The sequence below is a fragment of the Bacillus cereus group sp. MYBK139-1 genome, from assembly GCF_051916915.1.
Lineage (GTDB): Bacteria > Bacillota > Bacilli > Bacillales > Bacillaceae_G > Bacillus_A > Bacillus_A pacificus.
In genome coordinates this window covers 1,324,265-1,345,770 of sequence record NZ_JBQAHO010000001.1, presented here as the reverse complement: position 1 = coordinate 1,345,770, position 21,506 = coordinate 1,324,265, and the positions used below count along the sequence as shown (strand labels likewise).

The following is a 21,506-nucleotide window of genomic DNA, read 5'->3' as shown; positions in this document are numbered from 1 at the left end:
AAAGGGGTAGTAAAGAATGCCTAACAGTCAAAAGATTCGTCATTCGTTATCATCTGCGCAGTCTGGCATGTGGTTTGCGCAACAATTAGATCCGCTTAATCCAATTTACAATACTGGGGAATATGTAGAAATAAACGGAAATATTCATCAAGAAATTTTCGAATTAGCTGTACGTAAAGTTGTAATGGAAGCTGAGGCACTTCATGTTCGTTTCGAAGAAGATGAAATTGGCCCATGGCAAGTTATTGAAGAATCACAGTTTCATATGCATTTTATTGACGTTCGTAAAGAAGAAAATCCTGAAGAGGCTGCTAAAGCATGGATGAAAAATGATTTATCTATGCCAGTCGATTTGAAAAAAGATACTTTATTTATTGAAGCGCTTATTCAAGTTGAAAATAATCGTTTCTTTTGGTATCAGCGCATCCATCACATTGTGATGGATGGCTATGGATTTTCACTTCTTAGCCAAAAGGTAGCGAATGAGTATACATCACTTATAGAAGAAACAAACAAGAATGAAAAGACATTTGGCTCTCTTGCAAAAGTTGTGCAAGAAGATATGGAGTATCGTGAGTCTAAACAATTTCAGGAAGATCGTGCTTTTTGGTTAGAAAAATTTGCGGATGAACCAGAAGTTGTAAGTTTGGCAGAACGAGCACCGAGAACATCAAATGGATTTTTACGCGAAACAGCTTGTTTATCTAGTTCTAGTACAAAAACTTTACTAGAAGATATCAATATTTCGTTAACAAGTTGGCCGGAATTCATTGTCGCTGTAACAAGTATTTATATGCATAAATTAACAGGTGAAAATGATATTGTTTTAGGTTTACCGATGATGGGGCGTCTAGGTTCTGCATCTATTCATACACCTAGTATGGTAATGAATTTAGTACCACTTCGTCTTACTGTAACTCCAAATATAACTCTCGTAGAATTATTACAGCAAGTTTCTAAAGAAATGCGAGATGTACGTCGCCATCATAAATACCGTCATGAGGAATTAAGAAGAGACTTTAAGTTATTAGGTGAAAATCAAAGATTATTTGGACCGTTAGTGAATGTTATGCCTTTTGATTACGGGCTTAACTTTGGTGGGAATCGTGGGATAACACATAATTTATCAGCGGGACCTGTCGATGATTTATCAATAAATGTATATAAACGTTTTGATCAAAATGAGCTAATGATTCATTTTGATGCGAATCCGGAAGTATATAATGGTGCGGAGCTAGCATTGCATAAAGAAAGATTTATGCAATTATTAGAATTAATGATAAATGCTTATCAAAAAGACGAGTCGATTGGAAAGATAAACATTACTCTTCCTGAAGAAAATCATAAAGTTTTATTGGAATGGAATGAAACGAAGGAAGACGATGAGTTAATCAGTCTACCTATATCATTTGAAAAACAAGTGCAAAAAAATCCCAATAAACTAGCGATTACTTGTGACGGTGTAAACTTTACGTATAAAGAGCTAAATGAACGAGCGAATGAACTAGCACATTATTTAGTAGAAGAAGGAATACGACCAAATCAGTTTGTAGCTTTAGTATTTCCAAGATCAACGGAAATGGTAGTTAGTATGCTAGCAGTTTTAAAGGCTGGTGCAGCGTATTTACCAATAGATCCAGAATATCCAGCTGAGCGAATAAATTATATAGTAAATGATGCAAAACCAATTTGTATCATAACACATTCATCTGTTTCATCTAAGTTAGTTATAAAAAATGATATAAAAAAAATTGTATTAGATGACGAAGAAACGAAACTAGCATTACTTACATATTCTCGTATGAATATAGCATGTAAGAATGATGTATCGCTTTTAAACTCAGCCTATACAATATATACTTCAGGCTCAACAGGAAACCCAAAAGGTGTAATTGTTCCTATGAGAGGTTTAAGTAACTTTTTAATGTTCATGCAACAAAAGTTTTTGTTACATGAACATGATCATTTATTAGCAGTTACAACATTTGCGTTTGATATTTCTACTCTAGAAATTTATTTACCTCTTATTAGTGGTGCAAGTTTAACAATTGCGCAAAAGGAAGACATACAAGAGCCTTCTGCATTAACGACACTTTTACATGAAGAAAGAGTGACCATTATGCAGGCTACACCGACGCTTTGGCAGGCGTTAGTAACTGATTATCCAGAGAAGCTACAAGGGCTAAACATACTTGTTGGTGGTGAAGCTCTTCCAGGGCATTTAGCAAATAAATTAAGAGAATTAGGCTGCTCAATAACTAATTTATATGGACCAACTGAAACGACGATTTGGTCTACCTTCATGAACATTGATGAAAGTGAAAATGGGATACCTCCTATCGGTAAGCCAATTTGCAATACAGAAGTGTATGTATTGGATGCAGGGTTACAACCAGTTCCACCTGAAGTTATTGGTGAATTATATATTGCAGGGGAAGGACTTGCAAGCGGATATTTAGGAAAACCAGAGTTAACAGCTGAACGGTTTGTTGCAAATCCTTATGGAAAACCAGGACAACGTATGTACCGTACAGGTGATCTAGTAAAATGGCGCAAAGATGGTGTTTTAGAGTACATGAACCGCGCAGATCATCAAATTAAAATTCGTGGTTTCCGAATTGAATTAGCTGAAATTGAAATGGTAATACAACGACATGAAAATGTTAAGCAAGCAGTGGTTATGGTACGAGAAGACCGCCCGAACGATAAACGAATCATTGCGTATATTGTTGCCGAAGAGAAGGAAACGATTAATCTTTCAGAACTTCGTTTTTATGTTTCAGAAAGTTTAGCGAATTATATGGTACCATCAGCATTTGTGTTGCTAGAAGAATTACCATTAACACCAAACGGAAAGATCGATAGAAAGAAATTACCTGCGCCAGATTTTAATGGAACAAATAATGAGAGAGTTGCTAGAAATCCGAAAGAAGAAATATTATGTGATTTATTTGCAGAAGTACTTGGAGTTTCTCGCATTAGCATTGATGATAATTTCTTTGAAATGGGTGGACATTCGCTTCTTGCATCTCGTTTAATGGCAAGAATTCGTGAAACGTTAAGTGCTGAATTAGGAATTGGAAAACTATTTGAATCGCCAACTGTTGCTGAACTAGCGAAGCAATTGGATCAAGCGAAAACTGCAAGACCAGCGATTAAGAAAGTAAGAAGACCAAATGAAGTTCCACTTTCATTTGCACAACGTAGGTTATGGTTCTTGAATTGTTTAGAAGGTCCAAGCCCTACTTATAATATTCCGTTAGTTATACGTTTGTCTGGAAAGTTGAACGAGGAAGCATTGCAAGGTGCCTTTAATGATGTAGTCGAGAAACATGAAACACTTAGAACAATTTTCCCTAACGTATTAGGTAGTTCCTACCAGGAAATTTTAGATATGGAAAATTTAAATCTAGAAATGATTAAAACAAAAACATGTAAAGGTGAATTAGAGAGTGCACTTGCGGAAGCGGTAAGATATAGCTTTAGCCTCGATGTTGAACCAGCAGTTCGTTTGCAACTTTTTACAGTGAGTGAAAACGAACATGTAATACTAATTCTATTACACCATATTGTAGGGGATGGCTGGTCATTACAACCGTTAACTAGAGATTTTACAGCGGCGTATAAAGCGCGATGTCAAGGTAACAAAGTACAGCTAGAGACACTTCCGGTTCAATACGCAGATTATGCACTTTGGCAACAACAATTGTTAGGGGATGAAACTACACAAGAAAGTCTCATTTCAACACAATTAGATTTTTGGAAGAAAGAGTTAAAGGGATTACCAGATCAATTGGAGTTGCCTACAGATTATCAGCGTCCAATGGAAACGAGTTACAGAGGAGAAACCATTCATTTTCATATAGATGCAGGTATGCATAGTAGGTTAGTAGAGCTCGCACGGAAAAACGGAGTTAGTTTGTTTATGGTATTGCAAGCAGGACTAAGTGCGCTATTTACAAGATTAGGTGCAGGTACTGATATACCAATCGGTAGTCCGATTGCTGGAAGAAATGATGATGCACTCTCTGACATAGTCGGTTTATTTGTAAATACGTTAGTGTTACGTACAAATACATCAGGAGATCCAAGTTTTAAAGAATTATTGAATAGAGTGAAGCAGGCAAATCTTGCAGCTTATGAAAATCAAGATGTTCCATTTGAACGACTCGTTGAAGTGTTAAACCCGGTGCGTACTCGAAATAGTCATCCGCTATTTCAAGTTATGTTAGCTTTCCAAAATACGCCAGAAGCAATCTTTGATGTCCCGGATATAGAAGCGAGCCTTGAAATTCAAAGTGTTGGCTCTGCGAAGTTTGATCTAACATTTGAAATTAGTGAGAGTAACGGGGGTGAAGGTACTCCGAACGGTTTACATGGATTACTAGAGTTTAGTACCGATTTATATAAACGTGAAACGGTTCAAAAACTAATAGAACGATTCATTTTGTTATTAGATGATGCAGTGATAAATCCGGATCAATCCATTGGCAGATTAGAAATATTAACTTTAGCAGAGAAAAATACAGTGTTAGAAAAGTGGAATGGTGGTTTTCAAATTGCACCAGAAATGACATTATCACAATTATTTGAAAAGCAAGTTCATATAAATCCAAATTCTATTGCTGTCGTCTTTGAAGATGAAAAGTTAACTTATGAAGAGTTAAATAAAAAAGCGAATAAACTAGCTCGTTTGTTAATAGCAAAAGGAATTGGTCCTGATCAACTCGTTGCTTTAGCGATGCCAAGATCATTAAACATGGTTGTAAGCTTATTAGCTGTTCTTAAAGCTGGTGCTGGATACCTTCCGTTAGATCCAGATTACCCAGCAGACCGTATTTCATTTATGCTGCACGATGCGAAACCATCATGTGTTTTAACGAATTCAGAAGTGGAAATTGAATGTAATGAGGCACTAAAAGTTTTAGTTGATAATGTAAAAGTAATAGAAGAAATTGAGAAACATAGTGAAGACAATATTGATGAAATGGAGCGCGTGAAGCCATTAACTCCATCACATATTGCTTACGTTATTTATACATCAGGTTCAACAGGTAGACCGAAAGGCGTTATGATACCTCATCAAAATGTAGTAAGACTTTTAGGAGCAACTGATCATTGGTTTCAGTTTGACGGAAACGATGTGTGGACGATGTTCCATTCATACGCTTTTGATTTCTCGGTTTGGGAAATTTGGGGGCCTTTATTATATGGAGGTCGTCTAGTCGTAGTACCACATACTGTAAGTCGCTCACCGAAAGAATTTTTACAACTTCTTGTGAAAGAAAAGGTAACTGTTTTAAACCAAACTCCATCAGCGTTCTATCAATTGATGCAAGCAGATCGTGAAAATGAAGAAATTGGCCAAAAATTATCTTTACGATATGTTGTTTTTGGAGGTGAAGCACTTGAGCTAAGTCGATTAGAAGATTGGTATAGTCGACATCCTCATAACGCACCGAAGCTTATTAATATGTACGGTATTACTGAGACGACAGTACATGTTAGTTATATTGAGTTAGATGAAACAATCGTTTCTTTACGAGCAAACAGTTTAATTGGGTGCAGTATACCTGACCTTAAAGTATACGTATTAGATCATTATTTACAACCAGTGCCACCTGGAGTAGTTGGAGAAATGTATGTTGCAGGTGCAGGGCTTGCTCGTGGATATTTAGGAAGGGCAGGTTTAACTGCAGAACGTTTTATTGCAGATCCATTTGGCAAGCCAGGTACAAGAATGTATCGTACTGGAGACTTAGCACGTTGGCGTCAAGATGGGACGCTAGATTATATAGGACGTGCAGATCATCAAATAAAAATTCGTGGATTCCGAATTGAATTAGGAGAAATAGAAGCGGTCATAATGAAACACCCTACAGTTGAGCAAGTAGCAGTTATTGTACGGGAAGATCAACCAGGGAATAAACGATTAGTTTCTTATATCGTCGCATCAAATAATGAAGCGATTGATACGAATGAAATGCGTCTGTTTGCTAGTGGTAGTCTACCAGATTACATGGTTCCATATGCTTTTGTAGTAGTAAATGAGTTGCCTTTAACTCCAAACGGTAAATTAGATAGAAAGGCATTGCCAGCTCCAGAATTTATCGCATCATCTTCTAGTCGTGGACCAAGAACACCGCAAGAAGAAATGCTATGTGACTTGTTTACAGAAGTGCTAAGTGTGCCTCAAATTGGAATTGATGACGGATTCTTTGATCTTGGTGGCCATTCACTCCTTGCAGTGCAGCTTATGAGTCGCATGAAAGAAGCACTTGGGGTCGAATTAAATATCGGAACTTTATTTGCAGCACCTACTGTTGCAGGCCTTGCTGAAAGACTCGAAGTGGGAAATGGACAAAGTGCACTCGATGTGTTGCTTCCGTTACGAGCAAGCGGGGACCAATTGCCACTATTTTGTGTACACCCGGCTGGTGGATTAAGTTGGTGCTATGCAGGACTTATGAAATCTTTAGGAACAGATTATCCAATCTATGGTGTACAAGCACGAGGTATCGCTAAAAATGAAGAACTTCCCAAAAGTTTAGAGGAAATGGCAGCGGATTATTTAAAACACGTTCGTGAAGTACAGCCTCACGGACCATATCGTTTACTCGGTTGGTCGCTCGGAGGAAATGTTGTGCATGCAATGGCAGCACAACTACAAAATGAAGGGGAAGAAGTAGAATTACTCGTTATGCTAGATTCTTATCCTGGTCACTTTCTACCGAATACGGAAGCGCCTACTGAAGAAGAAGCGTTAATCGCACTACTGGCTCTAGGTGGATATGATCCAGACAACATGGATGGCAAACCACTTACGATGGAAAGTGCGATTGAAATACTTCGTAAAGATGGAAGTGCATTAGCAAGTCTTGAAACAGAGACCATTTTAAATTTGAAAGAAACATATGTAAATTCGGTAGGATTGTTAGGGGGATACGTACCGGAAGTTTATAACGGAGATATTTTATTCTTTAGATCTACTGTAATACCGGACTGGTTTGATCCTATCTCTCCAAATACGTGGTTAAATTATTTAGACGGACAAATTGTGCAACATGATATTGATTGTAGACATAAAGATTTATGTCAACCAGGGCCACTTACAGAAATTGGACAAGTATTAGCGCAATATTTGCAGAATAAGAAAGGGGTAAGTACAGTATGACGAATCCGTTTGAAAATGATAATTACACATATAAAGTATTAAAAAATGAGGAGGGCCAGTATTCTCTCTGGCCTGTCTTTCTTGATGTACCTATTGGGTGGAATGTCGTACATGAAGAAGCTAGCAGGCACGATTGCTTACAATATGTTGAGAATAACTGGAAAGATTTGGATCCGAAAAGTAATCAAGCTGGCGAAAAAATAGTAGTAGGAAAACGATAATGAAGGAAAAAATAAATCCAAAAGTAGTGGTAAGTATCGTATATATAACAGCGATGTTTATGGCTGCTATGGATGCAACAATTGTGAACGTAGCACTACAAACGATAAGTAAAGAATTACAAGTAGCTTCATCTGCAATGGGGACGGTTAATGTTGGGTATTTAGTTAGTTTAGCTGTTTTCCTTCCGATTTCTGGTTGGCTAGGAGATCGATTCGGTACGAAAAGAGTATTTTTAATTGCTCTTTTCGTATTTACAATTGCCTCTGCTTTATGCGGAATGGCTAACGATATTACTTTATTGAATATTTTCCGTATCATTCAAGGTGCTGGTGGAGGGCTTTTAACACCGGTCGGAATGGCGATGTTATTTCGAACATTTTCACCAGAGGAAAGACCGAAGATTTCCCGGTTCATTGTACTTCCAATTGCTGTAGCACCAGCAATTGGTCCTATCATTGGTGGTTTCTTTGTAGATCAAATGTCTTGGCGTTGGGCATTTTATATTAATCTACCGTTTGGAATCGTTGCATTGCTATTTGGACTTCTATTTTTAGCAGAGCATGTTGAAAAATCAGCTGGTCGATTTGATTCTCTCGGCTTTATTTTATCAGCACCAGGGTTTGCGATGCTAATCTATGCGCTCAGTCAAGGACCATCAAGAGGCTGGATTTCTACAGAGGTTATAAGTACTGGAATAGCTGGGATTGTATTTATTACACTGTTTATCATTGTAGAACTTAAAGTAAAGCAACCGATGTTAGATTTCCGCTTATTAAAAGAACCAGTCTTTAGAAAGATGAGCCTTATATCATTATTTTCATCAGCTGGTTTACTAGGAATGTTATTTGTTTTTCCGCTTATGTACCAAAATGTAATAGGGGTATCCGCACTGGAATCAGGTCTTACTACATTCCCAGAGGCAATTGGATTAATGATATCGTCACAGATTGTACCATGGTCATATAAGAAATTAGGTGCTCGTAAGGTAATTTCTATCGGGTTAATTTGTACGGCGATTATCTTTGTTTTATTAAGCTTTGTAAATCACGATACGAATCCTTGGCAAATACGGGCATTATTGTTTGGCGTAGGTATTTTCTTAGGTCAGTCAGTTGGAGCAGTTCAATTTTCTGCATTTAACAATATAACGCCACCTTCTATGGGAAGAGCAACTACTATATTTAATGTGCAAAATCGATTAGGTTCAGCGATAGGAGTCGCTGTTTTAGCTAGTATACTAGCTGGTTTTGGAAATAACAGTGCACAACATAATGCTCATTCAGATTTCTTGCCATATCAAGCGGCATTAATTGGATCAGCAATATTTTTACTCGTAGCATTACTATTTTCTTTACGTATTTCTGATAAAGAGGTAATGTCAAAAAAGAAGAAAAAACAGTTACCTGTATTACAAAAAGAGAAAGAAATTGTAAATGAATAAGTTTGATAATGGTCTTTTGAAATAAAATGATATTGGTATTTAGAAGGAGAGAGTTTACATGATAGAAAGTAAAGTTGTAGATTCAATACCGATTTTGAATGAGAATGATTGTCAAATATGGTGGGGAAGGATTTCGGATTTACAATCATGGCATTACAATTTACTAAATGATGTTGAACGAGAAAAAGCAAATTCATATCATCATTCGGCAGATCGTGCCCGTTTTATAATAGGCTGTGTAATTAGTAGATTAGTTCTAGGTAAAATGCTTTCTATGTCGCCAGTTCAAGTTCCAATTAATCGAATGTGCCCAGTATGTAAGCTACAACATGGTAGACCACAATTACCAGAGGGTATGCCGCAGTTATCGGTTTCACATTCGGGTGAGTGGGTTGTTGTTGCATTTACAAAGTCTGCACCTGTAGGCGTTGATGTTGAACAAATGAATCCAAATGTTGATGTTATGAAAATGGCAGAAGGCGTATTAACCGACATTGAAATAGCGCAAGTTATGAAATTAACTTATGAACAGAAAATAGAAGGTTTTTTAACATATTGGACTAGAAAGGAAGCTGTGCTCAAAGCGACAGGTGAAGGTCTAATGATTCCACCAGTGGATATTACTATATCAGCTCCAAATGATTCTCCAAACTTGTTGGTTTTTAAGGATAGACAAGAGTTAGTAGAAAATACAGTGATGAGAGATTTAAGGCCCAGTGTAGATTATATGGCTTCAATTGCAATATTTAGTAAAGAAGTCACCGAAATCATACAGCTGGATGCAGTAGCGTTTTTAAATTATAAATAAGTTTAATAAAATATTTTATAGAAGAGGTGTTCCTCATGCTAGTAGCGGAAAATAGAACAAATGAATTCACTTATCATGTACAAGCAATTAAAAATATTTTATTTTCTGGAGATACATCATCTATTCATGCTTTAGAAAAGTTATTGAATAATACAGTTCAGTTTGATGTTCTAGAACAAGAGGTGCTTGATAGACAGTATATCCCGAAAGAAGCAAAGAGTTTCTTTGATAAAAACGGAACATTTCTTTACCGTGTATCCAATATTAGTTATAAAGGAAAAGTATTATCTGAAAATCTCATTTTTGCGGATACCTCGTTTTTACCAAATACAATAAAGAGGGAGTTAGAGAGTGGAAACATTCCAGTTGAAAAACTTATAGAAAAGATGGAAGTAAGAAGGAACGTATTATATGAAGGATATCAGCCTTCTGGGAATATTATTGAATTGTTCGATGGATGCTCTGTTACAGCGAATGTGTATCCAACTAGAAAATATCAAATTGTAAGTAACTGTAAATGTATATTTTATATTTGTGAAGTATATCATGCTGAGAATATAAAAGAATTACTTAAATAAACAAGAAACCAGCCTATAAAATGGCTGGTTTCTTGTTTATTTGACAGCTTCTTTTAACTCTTTACCTGCTTTAAATGCAGGAACTTTACCAGCGGCGATTTGAATTTCTTCGCCAGTTTGTGGATTACGTCCTGTACGAGCAGATCTTTCACGCACTTCAAAAGTTCCAAAGCCGATTAATTGAACTTTATCACCAGATTGTAATGCAGTAGCAATTGTGTCAAATACAGATTGTACAGCTGCAGAAGCATCTTTTTGAGAAATATCAGCTGATTGTGCAACATTTTTAATTAATTCTGTTTTGTTCATGTTTTCACCTCATAAAAAAATTTTTTGGAATGAATGATTTAGTATAATAGATAGTAAAGATAAAGCTATTTATATTGTTAGAAAGAATGCTATATAGTTATGTTAATTTCGTTGCAAGAAACTGAATCCCTGCTAACAATTAGGGATTAATTAAGAATTGATGAATAGAAAACGCTGTAATATGAGGATGAGGGGGAGTATACGGATGATTTTTCGTGAAAAGGATGAGAAAGAAAGTATATTAATTCGTCAACATGATCATGGTTTTTTAGCTGGAGAGATTGCAAAGCATATAAAAGAAGATTTTTTTGAAGATGATACATATTTAAAAGAGACAATTGATGCAATATATGAGCATGATAGAGGATGGATAGAACTTGATAAAGTACCAATTTTGAATGATGCTAAAAATATCCCATATACATTTATGGATTGTCCAAGTTCATTACGCTTTGTCTTTTATACGATTGGTTTGAATGAAATTGAAGATTCCAATCCATACGGAGCATTACTTTGTAGTAAGCATTTTTTATCATTTCCATTAAATGAGGAAGATGAAGAGATGATGTCATTTTATACAGGGGAATTGGAACGACAAAAAAGAATATTGACAACGCTAACAAAAGAACAATTTGCGATGTTCGATAAACATTATAGATTATTAAAGTTTTGCGATGAACTTTCTTTGTATGTCTGTATGAATAAACCTGGTGTAGAAAAGGAAGAGGAAATTGATTTGTTTAAAGATGGTTTTGAAGGAACAGAAATGTTTAATAGTAAGGAGGAGAAACCTATACAAGCTGAATGGGTGGACAAGGAAACAATTCGGATTACACCGTTTCCATTTCAAACGGAATTTCATACGTATGTAAAATATAAAACTATAAATAAACAAGAAATTGAAGAAAAAGGAATTGCAAAAGCTGATAGAGAATCAGAAATAAAGAAACAAACTATTCGTTTCATACAATAAGGAGGCGATTTCGATTGAAAGAGTACATGTTAAAACAAGTGGATTACCATGCTTGGGCTAATCTACGATTATTCAATCGACTAAAAGAATTACCAAACTATGATACTATTTTTACTGAACAGATGCAGAGTGTATTTCCATCAATCAAGGATACGTTTGCCCATATTTATATTACAGATCAAGTGTGGTTACACATATTGCATGGTAAAAGTATGAATGAAGCAATACAAGGCCGAGAAGAATTACGAAAACAAATGGAAAACAAATCGTTACATGAATTAGAAAAAATGTTTGAAAACATGGCAAATCAATATAAAGACTTTTTAAGTACAATACAAGATGTGAATGCTGTATTTGTTATCGAGAATCCATATGTAGGAAAATTAGAAACTTCAATTTTAGAGTTAGTACAACATGTTGTAAATCATGGTACATATCATAGAGGAAATATAACAGCGATGATCCGTCAACTTGGTCATTCGTCGACAATGATGGATTTTGTTCTGTATTTACATATGGTTAAAAAGCAGGGAGAGTAATATAGTTTATAAGAAGGAGAGGGAGAGGCTTTAGTTGTGGAAGTCTCTCCTTCTATTTTAGTAGATCAACTGATTAAAGTTTTACTTTATTTCTTAAGAAGCTTTATTTTCTTGTAATTGCTTCGCATATTGTACAGCCTTATATGCATTGACTCTACCGTTTTTCCAGTACGTACCTGTACCACTAATTTTATCAGAAGTTGACTCAATAATTTGGCGAATTTGTGTATTGCTATATCCTTGATTTGCTAAAAGAGCAGCAACTCCTGCGACATGAGGTGTTGCCATAGATGTACCACTTAATGATTGATACGTGCTTCCTTTATAAGTGGAATATATATTTGATCCTGGAGCTGCAACATCTACCCAGCTACCATAAGTAGAGAATGAAGATTTCTTATCTGATTGATCTGTAGAAGCGACTGAAATAACTTCGTTGTAATAAGCAGGGTAATTAGCTTTTGTGTTTCCAGCATTTCCAGCAGCTGCAACAATAACAGAGCCTTTATTCCAAGCATATTGTACAGCTTGTTGTAATGCAGTACCACCATTTGGAGCACCTAAACTTAAACTAATTACTTTTGCACCTGAATCTGCAGCTTCTCTAATACCTTGGGCAACAGCGTCAAGAGTACCACTTCCTTGGCTGTCTAATACACGAACAGCATAAATCGATGCTTGTGGTGCAACACCAGCTATTCCGACGCCATTATTCGTAAGTGCCCCAGTAATTCCTGCACAGTGTGTACCGTGTCCATTGCCATCATCAGAGATATTGTCATTATCAACATAATCATGTCCGTAAATAACTTTAGAAGCTAAATCGGGATGTGATCCTTGAACTCCTGTATCAATAATAGCCACTTTTACACCAGAATCGCTTCTTTGACTATCCCAAGCTTGCGGGGCTTGAATTTTTTGTAATCCGTATTGATTATTAAAATAAGGATCGTTCGGAGTCCAAAATGCATGAACATAATAGTTAGGCTCCGCATATTCTACATCTGGATTATTTTTATAACTTTTTATTTTTTCTTTTACAGTACCTTTTGAAAATTGAACGACTTCAAAACCTAACTTATCATCTTTAGATAAGACATTAGCTCCGACAGATTTATGAAAAGATTGCACATTACTTAAAGATGCATTTTGCTTGAACTTAACGATTAATTGGTTAGGAACGTAATCAGTAGATGATGTTTCAGCGCTTGAAGTACTTGTGTTAAAGAAGAAACCACCAATAATAAATGATAAAACAGATAGGAAAACAATGATTTTGTTTTTCAAAAGATTTTTCCTCCCTTTTCTTGGATGAGTTTTTCAGCGACACTTTAATGTCGCATTCCTTTTCAACTATATAGTTAGACCATACGATTTATGACATTTATGTGAAAAACTTTTGGAGGAATAAAAAGGAGTAAACATTGATATAAATATATTTTTAATGATAGTAATAAAGTAAAAGAGGGGATGAAAAAAGGAATACTCATCATGTATGAGTCATTCCTTTTTCCATAGATTAACTTGCCTGTTTTTTATTATTTTCTTTCAATTTCTCTGCTTGTAAAAAGCGATTCGTTTCAGCAACAACAATACCACTTAACCCAATAAGACCAATTAAGTTTGGAATCGCCATAAGTCCATTTGCAATATCCGCAAATGTCCATACGATGCCTAATTTTAAATTCGCACCAATAGCAATCATGACAATAAAGATTGCTTTATAATATTTAACAGCACTTTCTCCAAATAAATAAGCCACGCATTTCTCACCGTAATACGACCAGCCTAAAATAGTAGAGTAGGCGAATAAAATAATTGCGATACCAAGAATCATACTACCAGCAGTACCGAATACAGATTGGAACGCAAGTGTTGTAGCTTCAACCCCAGTTTTACCAGACTTCCATGCGCCTGTAGTAATTAATACTAGCCCTGTAATTGTACATACAATAAACGTATCTAGAAAAGTACCAGTCATTGAAACTAAAGCTTGCTTTGCAGGGGAATCTGTTTTTGCCGCAGCCGCGGCAATAGGGGCACTCCCTAAACCAGCTTCGTTCGCAAATACGCCGCGCGCCATTCCAATTTGAATAGCTGATGCAACTGTTGCACCGATAAAACCACCAGCAGCTGCAGTACCATTAAACGCACCAGAAAAAATAAGTGAAAATGCTTCAGGAATTTGATCGTAGTGATAGAAAATAATGATAAGACCAGCAATGATATAAAAGAAAGCTTTAATAGGAACTACATATCCTGTTACTTTCCCGATTTTTTTTACACCGCCTAAAATAACGATAGCGATTAAAAATGACATTACTATACCAGTTAAAGCAGGAGGGAAAGAGAAATTAATTCGCATTGCCTCTGCAACTGAATTAGATTGCACCATATTCCCGATACCGAAAGAAGCAGTTGTACCGAATATAGCGAATAAAACTGCAAGCCATTTCTTACCTAAACCACGTTCTAAATAGTACATAGGCCCACCTGAATATTCGCCATTTTCATTACTAACACGGTATTTCACTGCAAGAATTGCTTCGGCATATTTTGTTGCCATACCGAACAAAGCAGTAATCCACATCCAAAAGATTGCACCGGGTCCACCGATCGTCACAGCAGTTGCAACACCAGCTATATTTCCCATACCAATCGTTGCCGCCATAGCTGTCATAAGTGCTTGGAAGTGGCTAATATCTCCAGAGGAAGATGTATCTTCTGATTTTTTAAAAGCTAGTTTGTGAGCGTATAATAGTTTACTAAACTGTAAACCTTTTAAACGCACTGTGAGAATGATACCAGTACCAACGAGTAACAACAACGTTGGTAGTCCCCACACATAGTGATTGATTTGTTCTAATACTTTACTTACTGTCTCCATCTTTATTCTCCTTTTTTAGAAAAAATAAAAACCACTTCAAGTAAATGAAATGGTCTCTGGAGAAACAAGGGATAGAAAAATAAACCGATACAAATCGGCATTTTCTTTCGCTTGTCTCTGTCCTTTTACCTGAGAGATTATCCGCTATAGTAGCGGATTTGCTCCTTCGGTGCTCGTTTTCCTCTACGCTATAAAGCGAGAGGGAGTCTCTCCAGAGATTCGTCCCCATGCAGTTCTACTTGTAAACAAGACCTGAGAGTTTCAAAGTCGGTTAACAACTTTTTGCCCCGTCGGTAGATCAATAGACCTTCTCCTGAATGGTTCATCCGAATTATACAATTTATAAAAACATTGATTGTAAATCAATAAAAATATTATAGACAGACAAAATGTGAATTGCAATCTTTTTTTATTGTAAAATAGTAAACAGACTTATTGTTTTGCAAGTGCTAATTTCTCTTCAACTTCAGTTAAAGTAGATAAAGCGATGACAATATGTTGATCCGCAAGTCCTAAAGCATGTTTCGTATTTTCAATTATTGCACTGTTTAGAGTAGAGTTAGTGGCCCCGTCTATAATTAAATCTGCCGCGTTTTTCATAAATTTAGAAGCAGCCTTAAATTCAGTTGTAAAATAAACTAGTTGTTCTTGTATTTGTACTTCCGATATATTTTCTTTAATTTTCAATGTGTCTATTTCATTCATAATGTTTTCATATTGTTTGGAAACAGCATTCATTGTAACTAATAGTTTATTTCGATCTACTGAATCTCCATTCGTGTTAATCTCTTCCCAGGCAGGCAACCAATCTTTTTCGATGATGTCATTATAATTAGTAGTTAATTCATCGATTTTAGGTTGTAATTTAGTTTTAAAAATTTTTGTATCCACTGTTTCTACAGTTGCTTTTTTATTGTTATTTTTCACATTAGTAACGTAGAAAATCGTACCGAAAATGATGAAAATAGAAATAACAACTGTCCATTTAGTAAAAAGAAATTTCTGCAATATGTAACGCCTCCAAAATTAAAAACTTATAATTATAATATATAACAATAATGTTTTTTGGAGTAGAGAAAATAGGAGTTTTAGTGAAAATGAATAGAAGAAAACTAGTTTCAAATATTTTAATGACTGTATTATTAGTTGGTTTAATTGCATTCATATTTATGAATAAAGAATCTAAAATTAAAGATTTTCCAGTGCTAATGTCAGCAATTCATATTAACTATGATAATGAAGAGGATTATAAATATATGAGTGTAATGCCTATTACAATGGCAAGTGGAGGGGGAAACTGAGGGGAAGACGGGGATACTGATAGTTTTAAAAAAGCGGAAAGAAAGATAAAAGAAATTACATACCCAGGAGAAATTACGTATTATATATTTGAAAAATAATTGATAATAAAAGAGTTAGGAAGTGAATGATATTGTAGGATTGTTTACTTTCTATCTCTTTTAATTTTTAATTCTGAATTATTTAACTTATAATTATTATGTGAATAGAATAAAATACTATTTAGTATGGAGATGAGATGATAATTTGCCAAGTATAAAAAAGATAGGTCGTTTTTGTCCTATTGATGATGAAGGATATATTATAAATGATGCACATATTGAAAAAGTTCAACCTATATTTATGGAGGTAATACAAGAAATAAAAAATACTTGTTGTGAATTGCTACAGGATGATTTACACAGTGTTTATATAAGAGGCTCAATTCCAAGGGGGATTGGAATTGAAGGAATTGCAGATATAGATGTGATTATAGTAGTGCGAAAGGATCCTAAATTAATAGACTTAAGCTGGCGAAAGAAACTAGAAGTTCAAAGTTTGCAAAAGTTTAATTGTATAACAGGAGTGGAATTGAGTTTTTACAGTGAAAAAGAAGTGATAAATTCCAAGAGTTTTTCTTTTATAAGCTTTATGATACAGACACATGGAGTATGTATATTTGGTGAAGATGTAACATTGTCTTTACCTAAATATAAAGTAAGTGAGGAGTTAGCCTATGAACACCTTATTCAATTGCGGAAACAAATTGGACAAGCACGCGAAGAATTAATTCATAATAAAGGCGTGGAAGATATAGCGGATTGTTGTCGTTGGATTATGAAGATAATAATCAGGTCAGGTCTAGCATTGACAATTGAGAGAGAAGGACTTTACTCCAGAGACTTATATCCTGCCTATGAATTATTTAGTAAGCATTTTCCCGAACAAGAAAAAAATATGGGAAAGGCATTACAATATGTAATTGAACCGATAAATGATATAAATGAAATTTTATTATTTTTAAGTACGTTTGGTGAATGGCTGATAGAAAGAGCGGATGCTTTTTTGAATACTATAGATAACTAGAAGGATATAATTATGTTATGTAAACAAACAGACGATCTAAATGTTCGTGATTTTGCAGACTATTATGGGATTCCGAAAGACGTGGCAACAGGAAGTTCAAATGGATGTTTAACAGCGTATCTTTTAAAGTATCGTTGTTTGGAACATAAAAGATAAATATGCGTGTTGAACAAGGATACGAGATGAAATGGTCCTCTTTAATACATATAAGAGCTGAAGAAAAAGAGTGTAAAAATAATGTTCGTTTAGGGGAAAAGTAGAAAGTATTGCAGATGGGAAATGGAATGTAAGATAAGGGGGAATTAGAAATGTTACTAAAAACAATCTACTGTAAAGTGGAAGAAGAGAAAAAAGAGTTATTTTCAATGGCACAAGAAAAATGGCGTGATATACAGCATTTAGATGGATTTCATGGACAATTTGGTGGATGGAATGAAAATGAGGCGTGTGTATTTACTTTATGGGAAGATAGAAGTGCATATCAATCATTTATGAATGGTGCCCACGATACAATTTATTTAAATAGTAATCAAGAGGATACGTTCCTTTCATGTGAAATTGAATTATTTCAAACTTTGTATGATATAACTGATACACCTCTGAAAGACGTTGTTACAGAAGGATCATTCGTAAGAGTTGCTATATGTAATGTTAAAGTGGAAAAAGAACAGTATTTTTTACATAAACAAGAAACAATTTGGAATAAAGGAATGGAAAAAGCGAGAGGGATGTTAGGTGGAGTAGTGGCGAAGTCTTTAAAAAATAAAAACCGTTACATAGTGTTAACGTATTGGAAAGATGAAATAGCTCACCAACATTATGTGGAAGAGATTTTCCCCGAGTTGTATAAACTAGCTAATATTCATGAAGATATAGAAGATATAAGAGGTAAAAAAGCTGTATGTAAGGAAGAATGGCTTGTATATTAAGAACGGAAAAAGTGCATAAATGAATGTATAATAAAGATAATTTCTTATAAATGAGAAATTAATAGAAGACGTTATATACCCTTTCATGTTAATATATTTAAGTTATAATAGCAGGCTTACCCTTTTGTATTGTACGGTAGAAGCAGTGTGAGCTAGAATTTTTTTAGAAAAGGAAGTGCCTAATTTGCGTATCAATAAATTTATTAGTGAAGCTGGAAAAGCGTCTCGACGCGGAGCAGATAAATTAATTAATGAGAGAAGAGTAATTATTAACGGTAAGGTTGCAAAAATTGGTGACCAAGTGAATCCAGGTGATGATGTACGCGTAAATGGAGAGCAACTTCGTATCGCGCGAGATCACGTATATATCGCTTTAAATAAACCAGTAGGTATTACATGTACGAGTGAAAAATCTGTAAAAGGTAATATTATCGATTTAGTGAATCACCCTTTACGAATTAGCCACATTGGACGTCTTGATAAAGACTCAGACGGTTTAATTTTGTTAACGAATGATGGCGATATCGTTAATGAAATTTTACGTGCTGAAAATAAACATGAAAAAGAATATATCGTTTCAGTAGATAAGCCAATTACACCTGATTTTCTAGAGAAAATGGCAGCTGGTGTGAAAATTTTAGGAACGAAAACGCTTCCTTGCGAGATCACACAGTTATCAAAATATGAGTTCAAAATTATTTTAACACAAGGACTAAATCGCCAAATTCGTCGTATGTGTGAAGCTTTAGGTTATCAAGTATATACGTTAAAACGTACGAGAATTATGAATATTGAATTGAACAATTTACCAGTTGGACAGTGGAGAGATTTAACGAAGAAAGAGAAACGCCGTCTATTTGCAGACTTAAATTACGAACCACAAGATTGGTAAAATGGAGAAGAAGAAACCAAAAATAGATTTTTGGTTTCTTTTTTTATTTAATAAAAAATCTTTTTTAACACTTGCAAAAATAAAATGAATAAGATATAGTAAATAACAATTAATGGATGTAATTATAAAAGCAAAGAAAAGGACACGAGTTATTTTCCCCGGTTATACAGAGAAGGAAGGAAAGCTGAGAACTTCCTAACGCAGAAAAATAACTTACCACCTTAGAGCTGCACTGGGGAAAGTAAGTATCTAGTGCCGTGTAAGCGACGTTACCGTAAAAGAAGCCATTGTTTGTTTGCAATGGGAATCTGGGTGGAACCACGGGTATAAGCACGCTCGTCCCTATTTTAGGGATGAGTGTGCTTTTTATTATGAAATGGAGAGATGAAAAATGAAAGAACAAATGATTGAAATTAAATTTCCAGATGGTAGCGTGAAAGAATTTGTAAAAGGAATTACTTTAGAAGAAATTGCGGGATCCATTAGCAGTAGCTTAAAAAAGAAAGCAGTCGCAGGGAAAGTAAATGATGGGTTATATGATTTACGCCGTAATATTGAAGAAAATGCGGAAGTAGAAATCGTTACTATAGATTCAAATGAAGGTGTAGAAATTGCAAGACACTCTGCGGCACATATTTTAGCGCAAGCTATAAAAAGAATTTATGGTAATGTAAACCTTGGTGTAGGACCGGTTATTGAAAATGGATTTTATTATGATATGGATCTTCCAAGTAGTGTAAACGTAGAAGATTTACGGGGAATTGAAAAAGAAATGAAAAAGATCATAAATGAAAATATAAAGATAGAACGAGTTGAGGTTTCTCGAGAAGAAGCAGCTAAACTGTTTCAAGAAATGAACGATCTCTTGAAATTAGAACTTTTAGAAGCAATTCCTAGTGAGGAAAGTGTAACACTATATAAGCAAGGTGAATTTGTAGATTTATGTAGAGGACCACATTTACCATCTACAGGTTATTTGAAAGCCTTTCAATTAACTCACGTTTCCGGTGCATATTGGCGAGGAGATAGTAACAATCAAGTGCTTCAGCGCATATATGGTGTTGCATTCTCTTCCCAGAAAGAATTAGAAGAGTATTTACATTTCGTTGAAGAAGCAGCAAAAAGAAATCATCGTAAATTAGGGAGTGAGCTTGAGTTATTTATGTTTTCTGAAGAGGCTCCGGGAATGCCGTTTTATTTACCGAAAGGCCAGATTATTCGAAATGAATTAGAAGCTTTTTTAAGAGAAATTCAAAAAGAGTACAATTATCAAGAAGTACGTACTCCGTTTATGATGAACCAAGAAGTATGGGAGAGATCAGGGCACTGGGGACATTACAAGGACAACATGTATTTCTCAGAAGTAGATAATAAGAGCTTTGCATTAAAGCCAATGAACTGCCCAGGTCATATGTTAATGTTCAAAAATAAATTACACTCTTATCGCGAATTGCCAATCCGTATGTGTGAGTTCGGCCAAGTGCATCGACATGAATTTAGCGGTGCATTAAATGGACTATTAAGAGTTCGTACTTTTTGCCAAGATGATGCACATTTATTTGTAACTCCAGAACAAATTGAAGATGAAATCAAATCTGTAATGGCGCAAATCGATTATGTATATAAAACTTTTGGATTTGAATATGAAGTAGAACTTTCTACTCGTCCAGAAGATTCAATGGGTGATGATAAGTTGTGGGAACAAGCAGAAGCGGCGTTAGCAAATGTATTACATTCATTGAATTATAAATATAGACTAAATGAAGGTGACGGTGCATTTTACGGACCGAAAATTGACTTCCATATTAAAGATGCTTTAAATAGAAGTCATCAGTGCGGAACAATCCAGCTAGATTTCCAAATGCCCGAAAAGTTTGACTTAAATTATATAGATGAGAAGAATGAAAAGAGAAGACCAGTTGTCATTCATAGGGCAGTATTAGGATCTTTAGACCGATTTTTAGCAATATTAATTGAGCACTTTGGTGGTGCATTCCCGGCATGGGTGGCACCAGTTCAAGTGAAAGTCATTCCAGTTTCGAATGCAGTCCATGTACAATACGCAGATGAGATTGCGGATAAATTAGCACAAGCTGGTGTTCGTGTCGAACGAGATGTACGAGATGAAAAATTAGGATATAAAATTAGAGAAGCACAAATGCAAAAAGTTCCTTATGTTCTTGTTATTGGGGATAAGGAAATGGAAAACGGAGCTGTAAATGTACGTAAATATGGGGAAGAAAAGTCGGAAGTAATTGAACTAAATGGGTTTGTGGAAAGTATAAAAGAGGAAATAAAAAATAAGAAATAAGAAATAGAGATTCATAATAAAATACACCATTAACATGTATTACTGGATTTAAAGTAATGAAAGAACCATAATAAATGAT

The 21,506-nt window shown here is 35.1% G+C and carries 16 protein-coding genes, 1 pseudogene, 1 riboswitch and 1 other annotated feature; of the genes and pseudogenes, 13 read left to right on the top strand and 4 right to left on the bottom strand.

What is annotated here, in order from left to right; all coding sequences use genetic code 11:
* The first annotated feature begins 16 nt into the window (after positions 1 to 16).
* The 5 genes from ACTFRS_RS06830 to ACTFRS_RS06810 are packed head-to-tail and all read left to right on the top strand — an operon-like array spanning position 17 to position 10,223.
* A complete protein-coding gene (locus tag ACTFRS_RS06830; RefSeq protein ID WP_440023878.1) occupies positions 17 to 7,174 on the top strand; it encodes an amino acid adenylation domain-containing protein in 7,158 nt (2,385 codons plus the stop codon).
* Positions 7,171 to 7,395: an MbtH family protein gene (locus tag ACTFRS_RS06825; RefSeq protein ID WP_242293630.1), complete on the top strand. Its 225-nt coding sequence runs from the start codon at positions 7,171 to 7,173 to the stop codon at positions 7,393 to 7,395. The genes ACTFRS_RS06830 and ACTFRS_RS06825 overlap by 4 nt, the downstream gene beginning before the upstream one ends.
* Positions 7,395 to 8,837, top strand: a complete 1,443-nt coding sequence (locus ACTFRS_RS06820; protein ID WP_242293629.1) for an MDR family MFS transporter — start codon at positions 7,395 to 7,397, stop codon at positions 8,835 to 8,837. The genes ACTFRS_RS06825 and ACTFRS_RS06820 overlap by 1 nt, the downstream gene beginning before the upstream one ends.
* 58 nt (positions 8,838 to 8,895) lie before the next feature.
* Entirely contained in the window at positions 8,896 to 9,645 is a 750-nt protein-coding gene (gene sfp, locus ACTFRS_RS06815) for a 4'-phosphopantetheinyl transferase Sfp (RefSeq protein ID WP_139867219.1), read from the top strand.
* 35 nt (positions 9,646 to 9,680) lie between these two features.
* Positions 9,681 to 10,223, top strand: coding sequence for a cold-shock protein (locus ACTFRS_RS06810; protein WP_139867217.1), 543 nt, complete (start codon positions 9,681 to 9,683; stop codon positions 10,221 to 10,223).
* 36 nt (positions 10,224 to 10,259) lie between these two features.
* Here the strand turns inward: ACTFRS_RS06810 and ACTFRS_RS06805 are convergent, their stop codons facing one another.
* On the bottom strand, positions 10,260 to 10,532 hold the full coding sequence (locus ACTFRS_RS06805) for an HU family DNA-binding protein (RefSeq protein WP_001043907.1): 273 nt from the start codon (positions 10,530 to 10,532) through the stop codon (positions 10,260 to 10,262).
* Between the two features lie 205 nt (positions 10,533 to 10,737).
* Between ACTFRS_RS06805 and ACTFRS_RS06800 the strand changes: the two genes are divergently transcribed.
* Positions 10,738 to 11,505, top strand: coding sequence for a DUF3891 family protein (locus ACTFRS_RS06800; protein ID WP_242293628.1), 768 nt, complete (start codon positions 10,738 to 10,740; stop codon positions 11,503 to 11,505).
* 14 nt (positions 11,506 to 11,519) lie between these two features.
* Positions 11,520 to 12,044, top strand: a complete 525-nt coding sequence (locus ACTFRS_RS06795) for a DinB family protein (RefSeq protein ID WP_000666444.1) — start codon at positions 11,520 to 11,522, stop codon at positions 12,042 to 12,044.
* A 93-nt stretch (positions 12,045 to 12,137) separates the two neighbouring features.
* Here ACTFRS_RS06795 and ACTFRS_RS06790 read toward each other — a convergent pair whose 3' ends face one another.
* The 3 genes from ACTFRS_RS06790 to ACTFRS_RS06780 form a co-directional block, all read right to left on the bottom strand.
* Positions 12,138 to 13,331, bottom strand: a complete 1,194-nt coding sequence (locus ACTFRS_RS06790; RefSeq protein WP_242293627.1) for a S8 family peptidase — start codon at positions 13,329 to 13,331, stop codon at positions 12,138 to 12,140.
* Positions 13,332 to 13,563: 232 nt separating this feature from the next.
* On the bottom strand, positions 13,564 to 14,931 hold the full coding sequence (locus tag ACTFRS_RS06785) for an alanine/glycine:cation symporter family protein (protein ID WP_000451019.1): 1,368 nt from the start codon (positions 14,929 to 14,931) through the stop codon (positions 13,564 to 13,566).
* Between the two features lie 107 nt (positions 14,932 to 15,038).
* Positions 15,039 to 15,156, bottom strand: a riboswitch (glycine riboswitch).
* Positions 15,157 to 15,363: 207 nt separating this feature from the next.
* Positions 15,364 to 15,939, bottom strand: coding sequence for a hypothetical protein (locus ACTFRS_RS06780; protein ID WP_242293626.1), 576 nt, complete (start codon positions 15,937 to 15,939; stop codon positions 15,364 to 15,366).
* Positions 15,940 to 15,989: 50 nt separating this feature from the next.
* Between ACTFRS_RS06780 and ACTFRS_RS06775 the strand changes: the two are divergent.
* The 6 genes and pseudogenes from ACTFRS_RS06775 (at position 15,990) to thrS (ending at position 21,427) form a co-directional block, all read left to right on the top strand.
* Positions 15,990 to 16,331 (top strand): annotated as a pseudogene (locus ACTFRS_RS06775) (hypothetical protein).
* Positions 16,332 to 16,476: 145 nt separating this feature from the next.
* Positions 16,477 to 17,295, top strand: a complete 819-nt coding sequence (locus ACTFRS_RS06770) for a nucleotidyltransferase (RefSeq protein ID WP_139867207.1) — start codon at positions 16,477 to 16,479, stop codon at positions 17,293 to 17,295.
* A gap of 12 nt (positions 17,296 to 17,307) precedes the next feature.
* Positions 17,308 to 17,451 (top strand): PhzF family phenazine biosynthesis protein, encoded by a 144-nt coding sequence (locus ACTFRS_RS06765; RefSeq protein ID WP_205689056.1) that lies wholly within the window; start codon positions 17,308 to 17,310, stop codon positions 17,449 to 17,451.
* Positions 17,452 to 17,603: 152 nt separating this feature from the next.
* The gene (locus ACTFRS_RS06760; RefSeq protein ID WP_139867205.1) at positions 17,604 to 18,224 is read left to right on the top strand and encodes a YdbC family protein; all 621 of its coding nucleotides are present in this window, start codon (positions 17,604 to 17,606) and stop codon (positions 18,222 to 18,224) included.
* A 184-nt stretch (positions 18,225 to 18,408) separates the two neighbouring features.
* Positions 18,409 to 19,116 (top strand): 23S rRNA pseudouridine(2604) synthase RluF, encoded by a 708-nt coding sequence (gene rluF, locus ACTFRS_RS06755; RefSeq protein WP_001222167.1) that lies wholly within the window; start codon positions 18,409 to 18,411, stop codon positions 19,114 to 19,116.
* 124 nt (positions 19,117 to 19,240) lie between these two features.
* Positions 19,241 to 19,463, top strand: a binding site (T-box leader).
* A 44-nt stretch (positions 19,464 to 19,507) separates the two neighbouring features.
* Positions 19,508 to 21,427, top strand: coding sequence for a threonine--tRNA ligase (gene thrS, locus ACTFRS_RS06750; RefSeq protein ID WP_440023883.1), 1,920 nt, complete (start codon positions 19,508 to 19,510; stop codon positions 21,425 to 21,427).
* Positions 21,428 to 21,506: the final 79 nt, after the last annotated feature.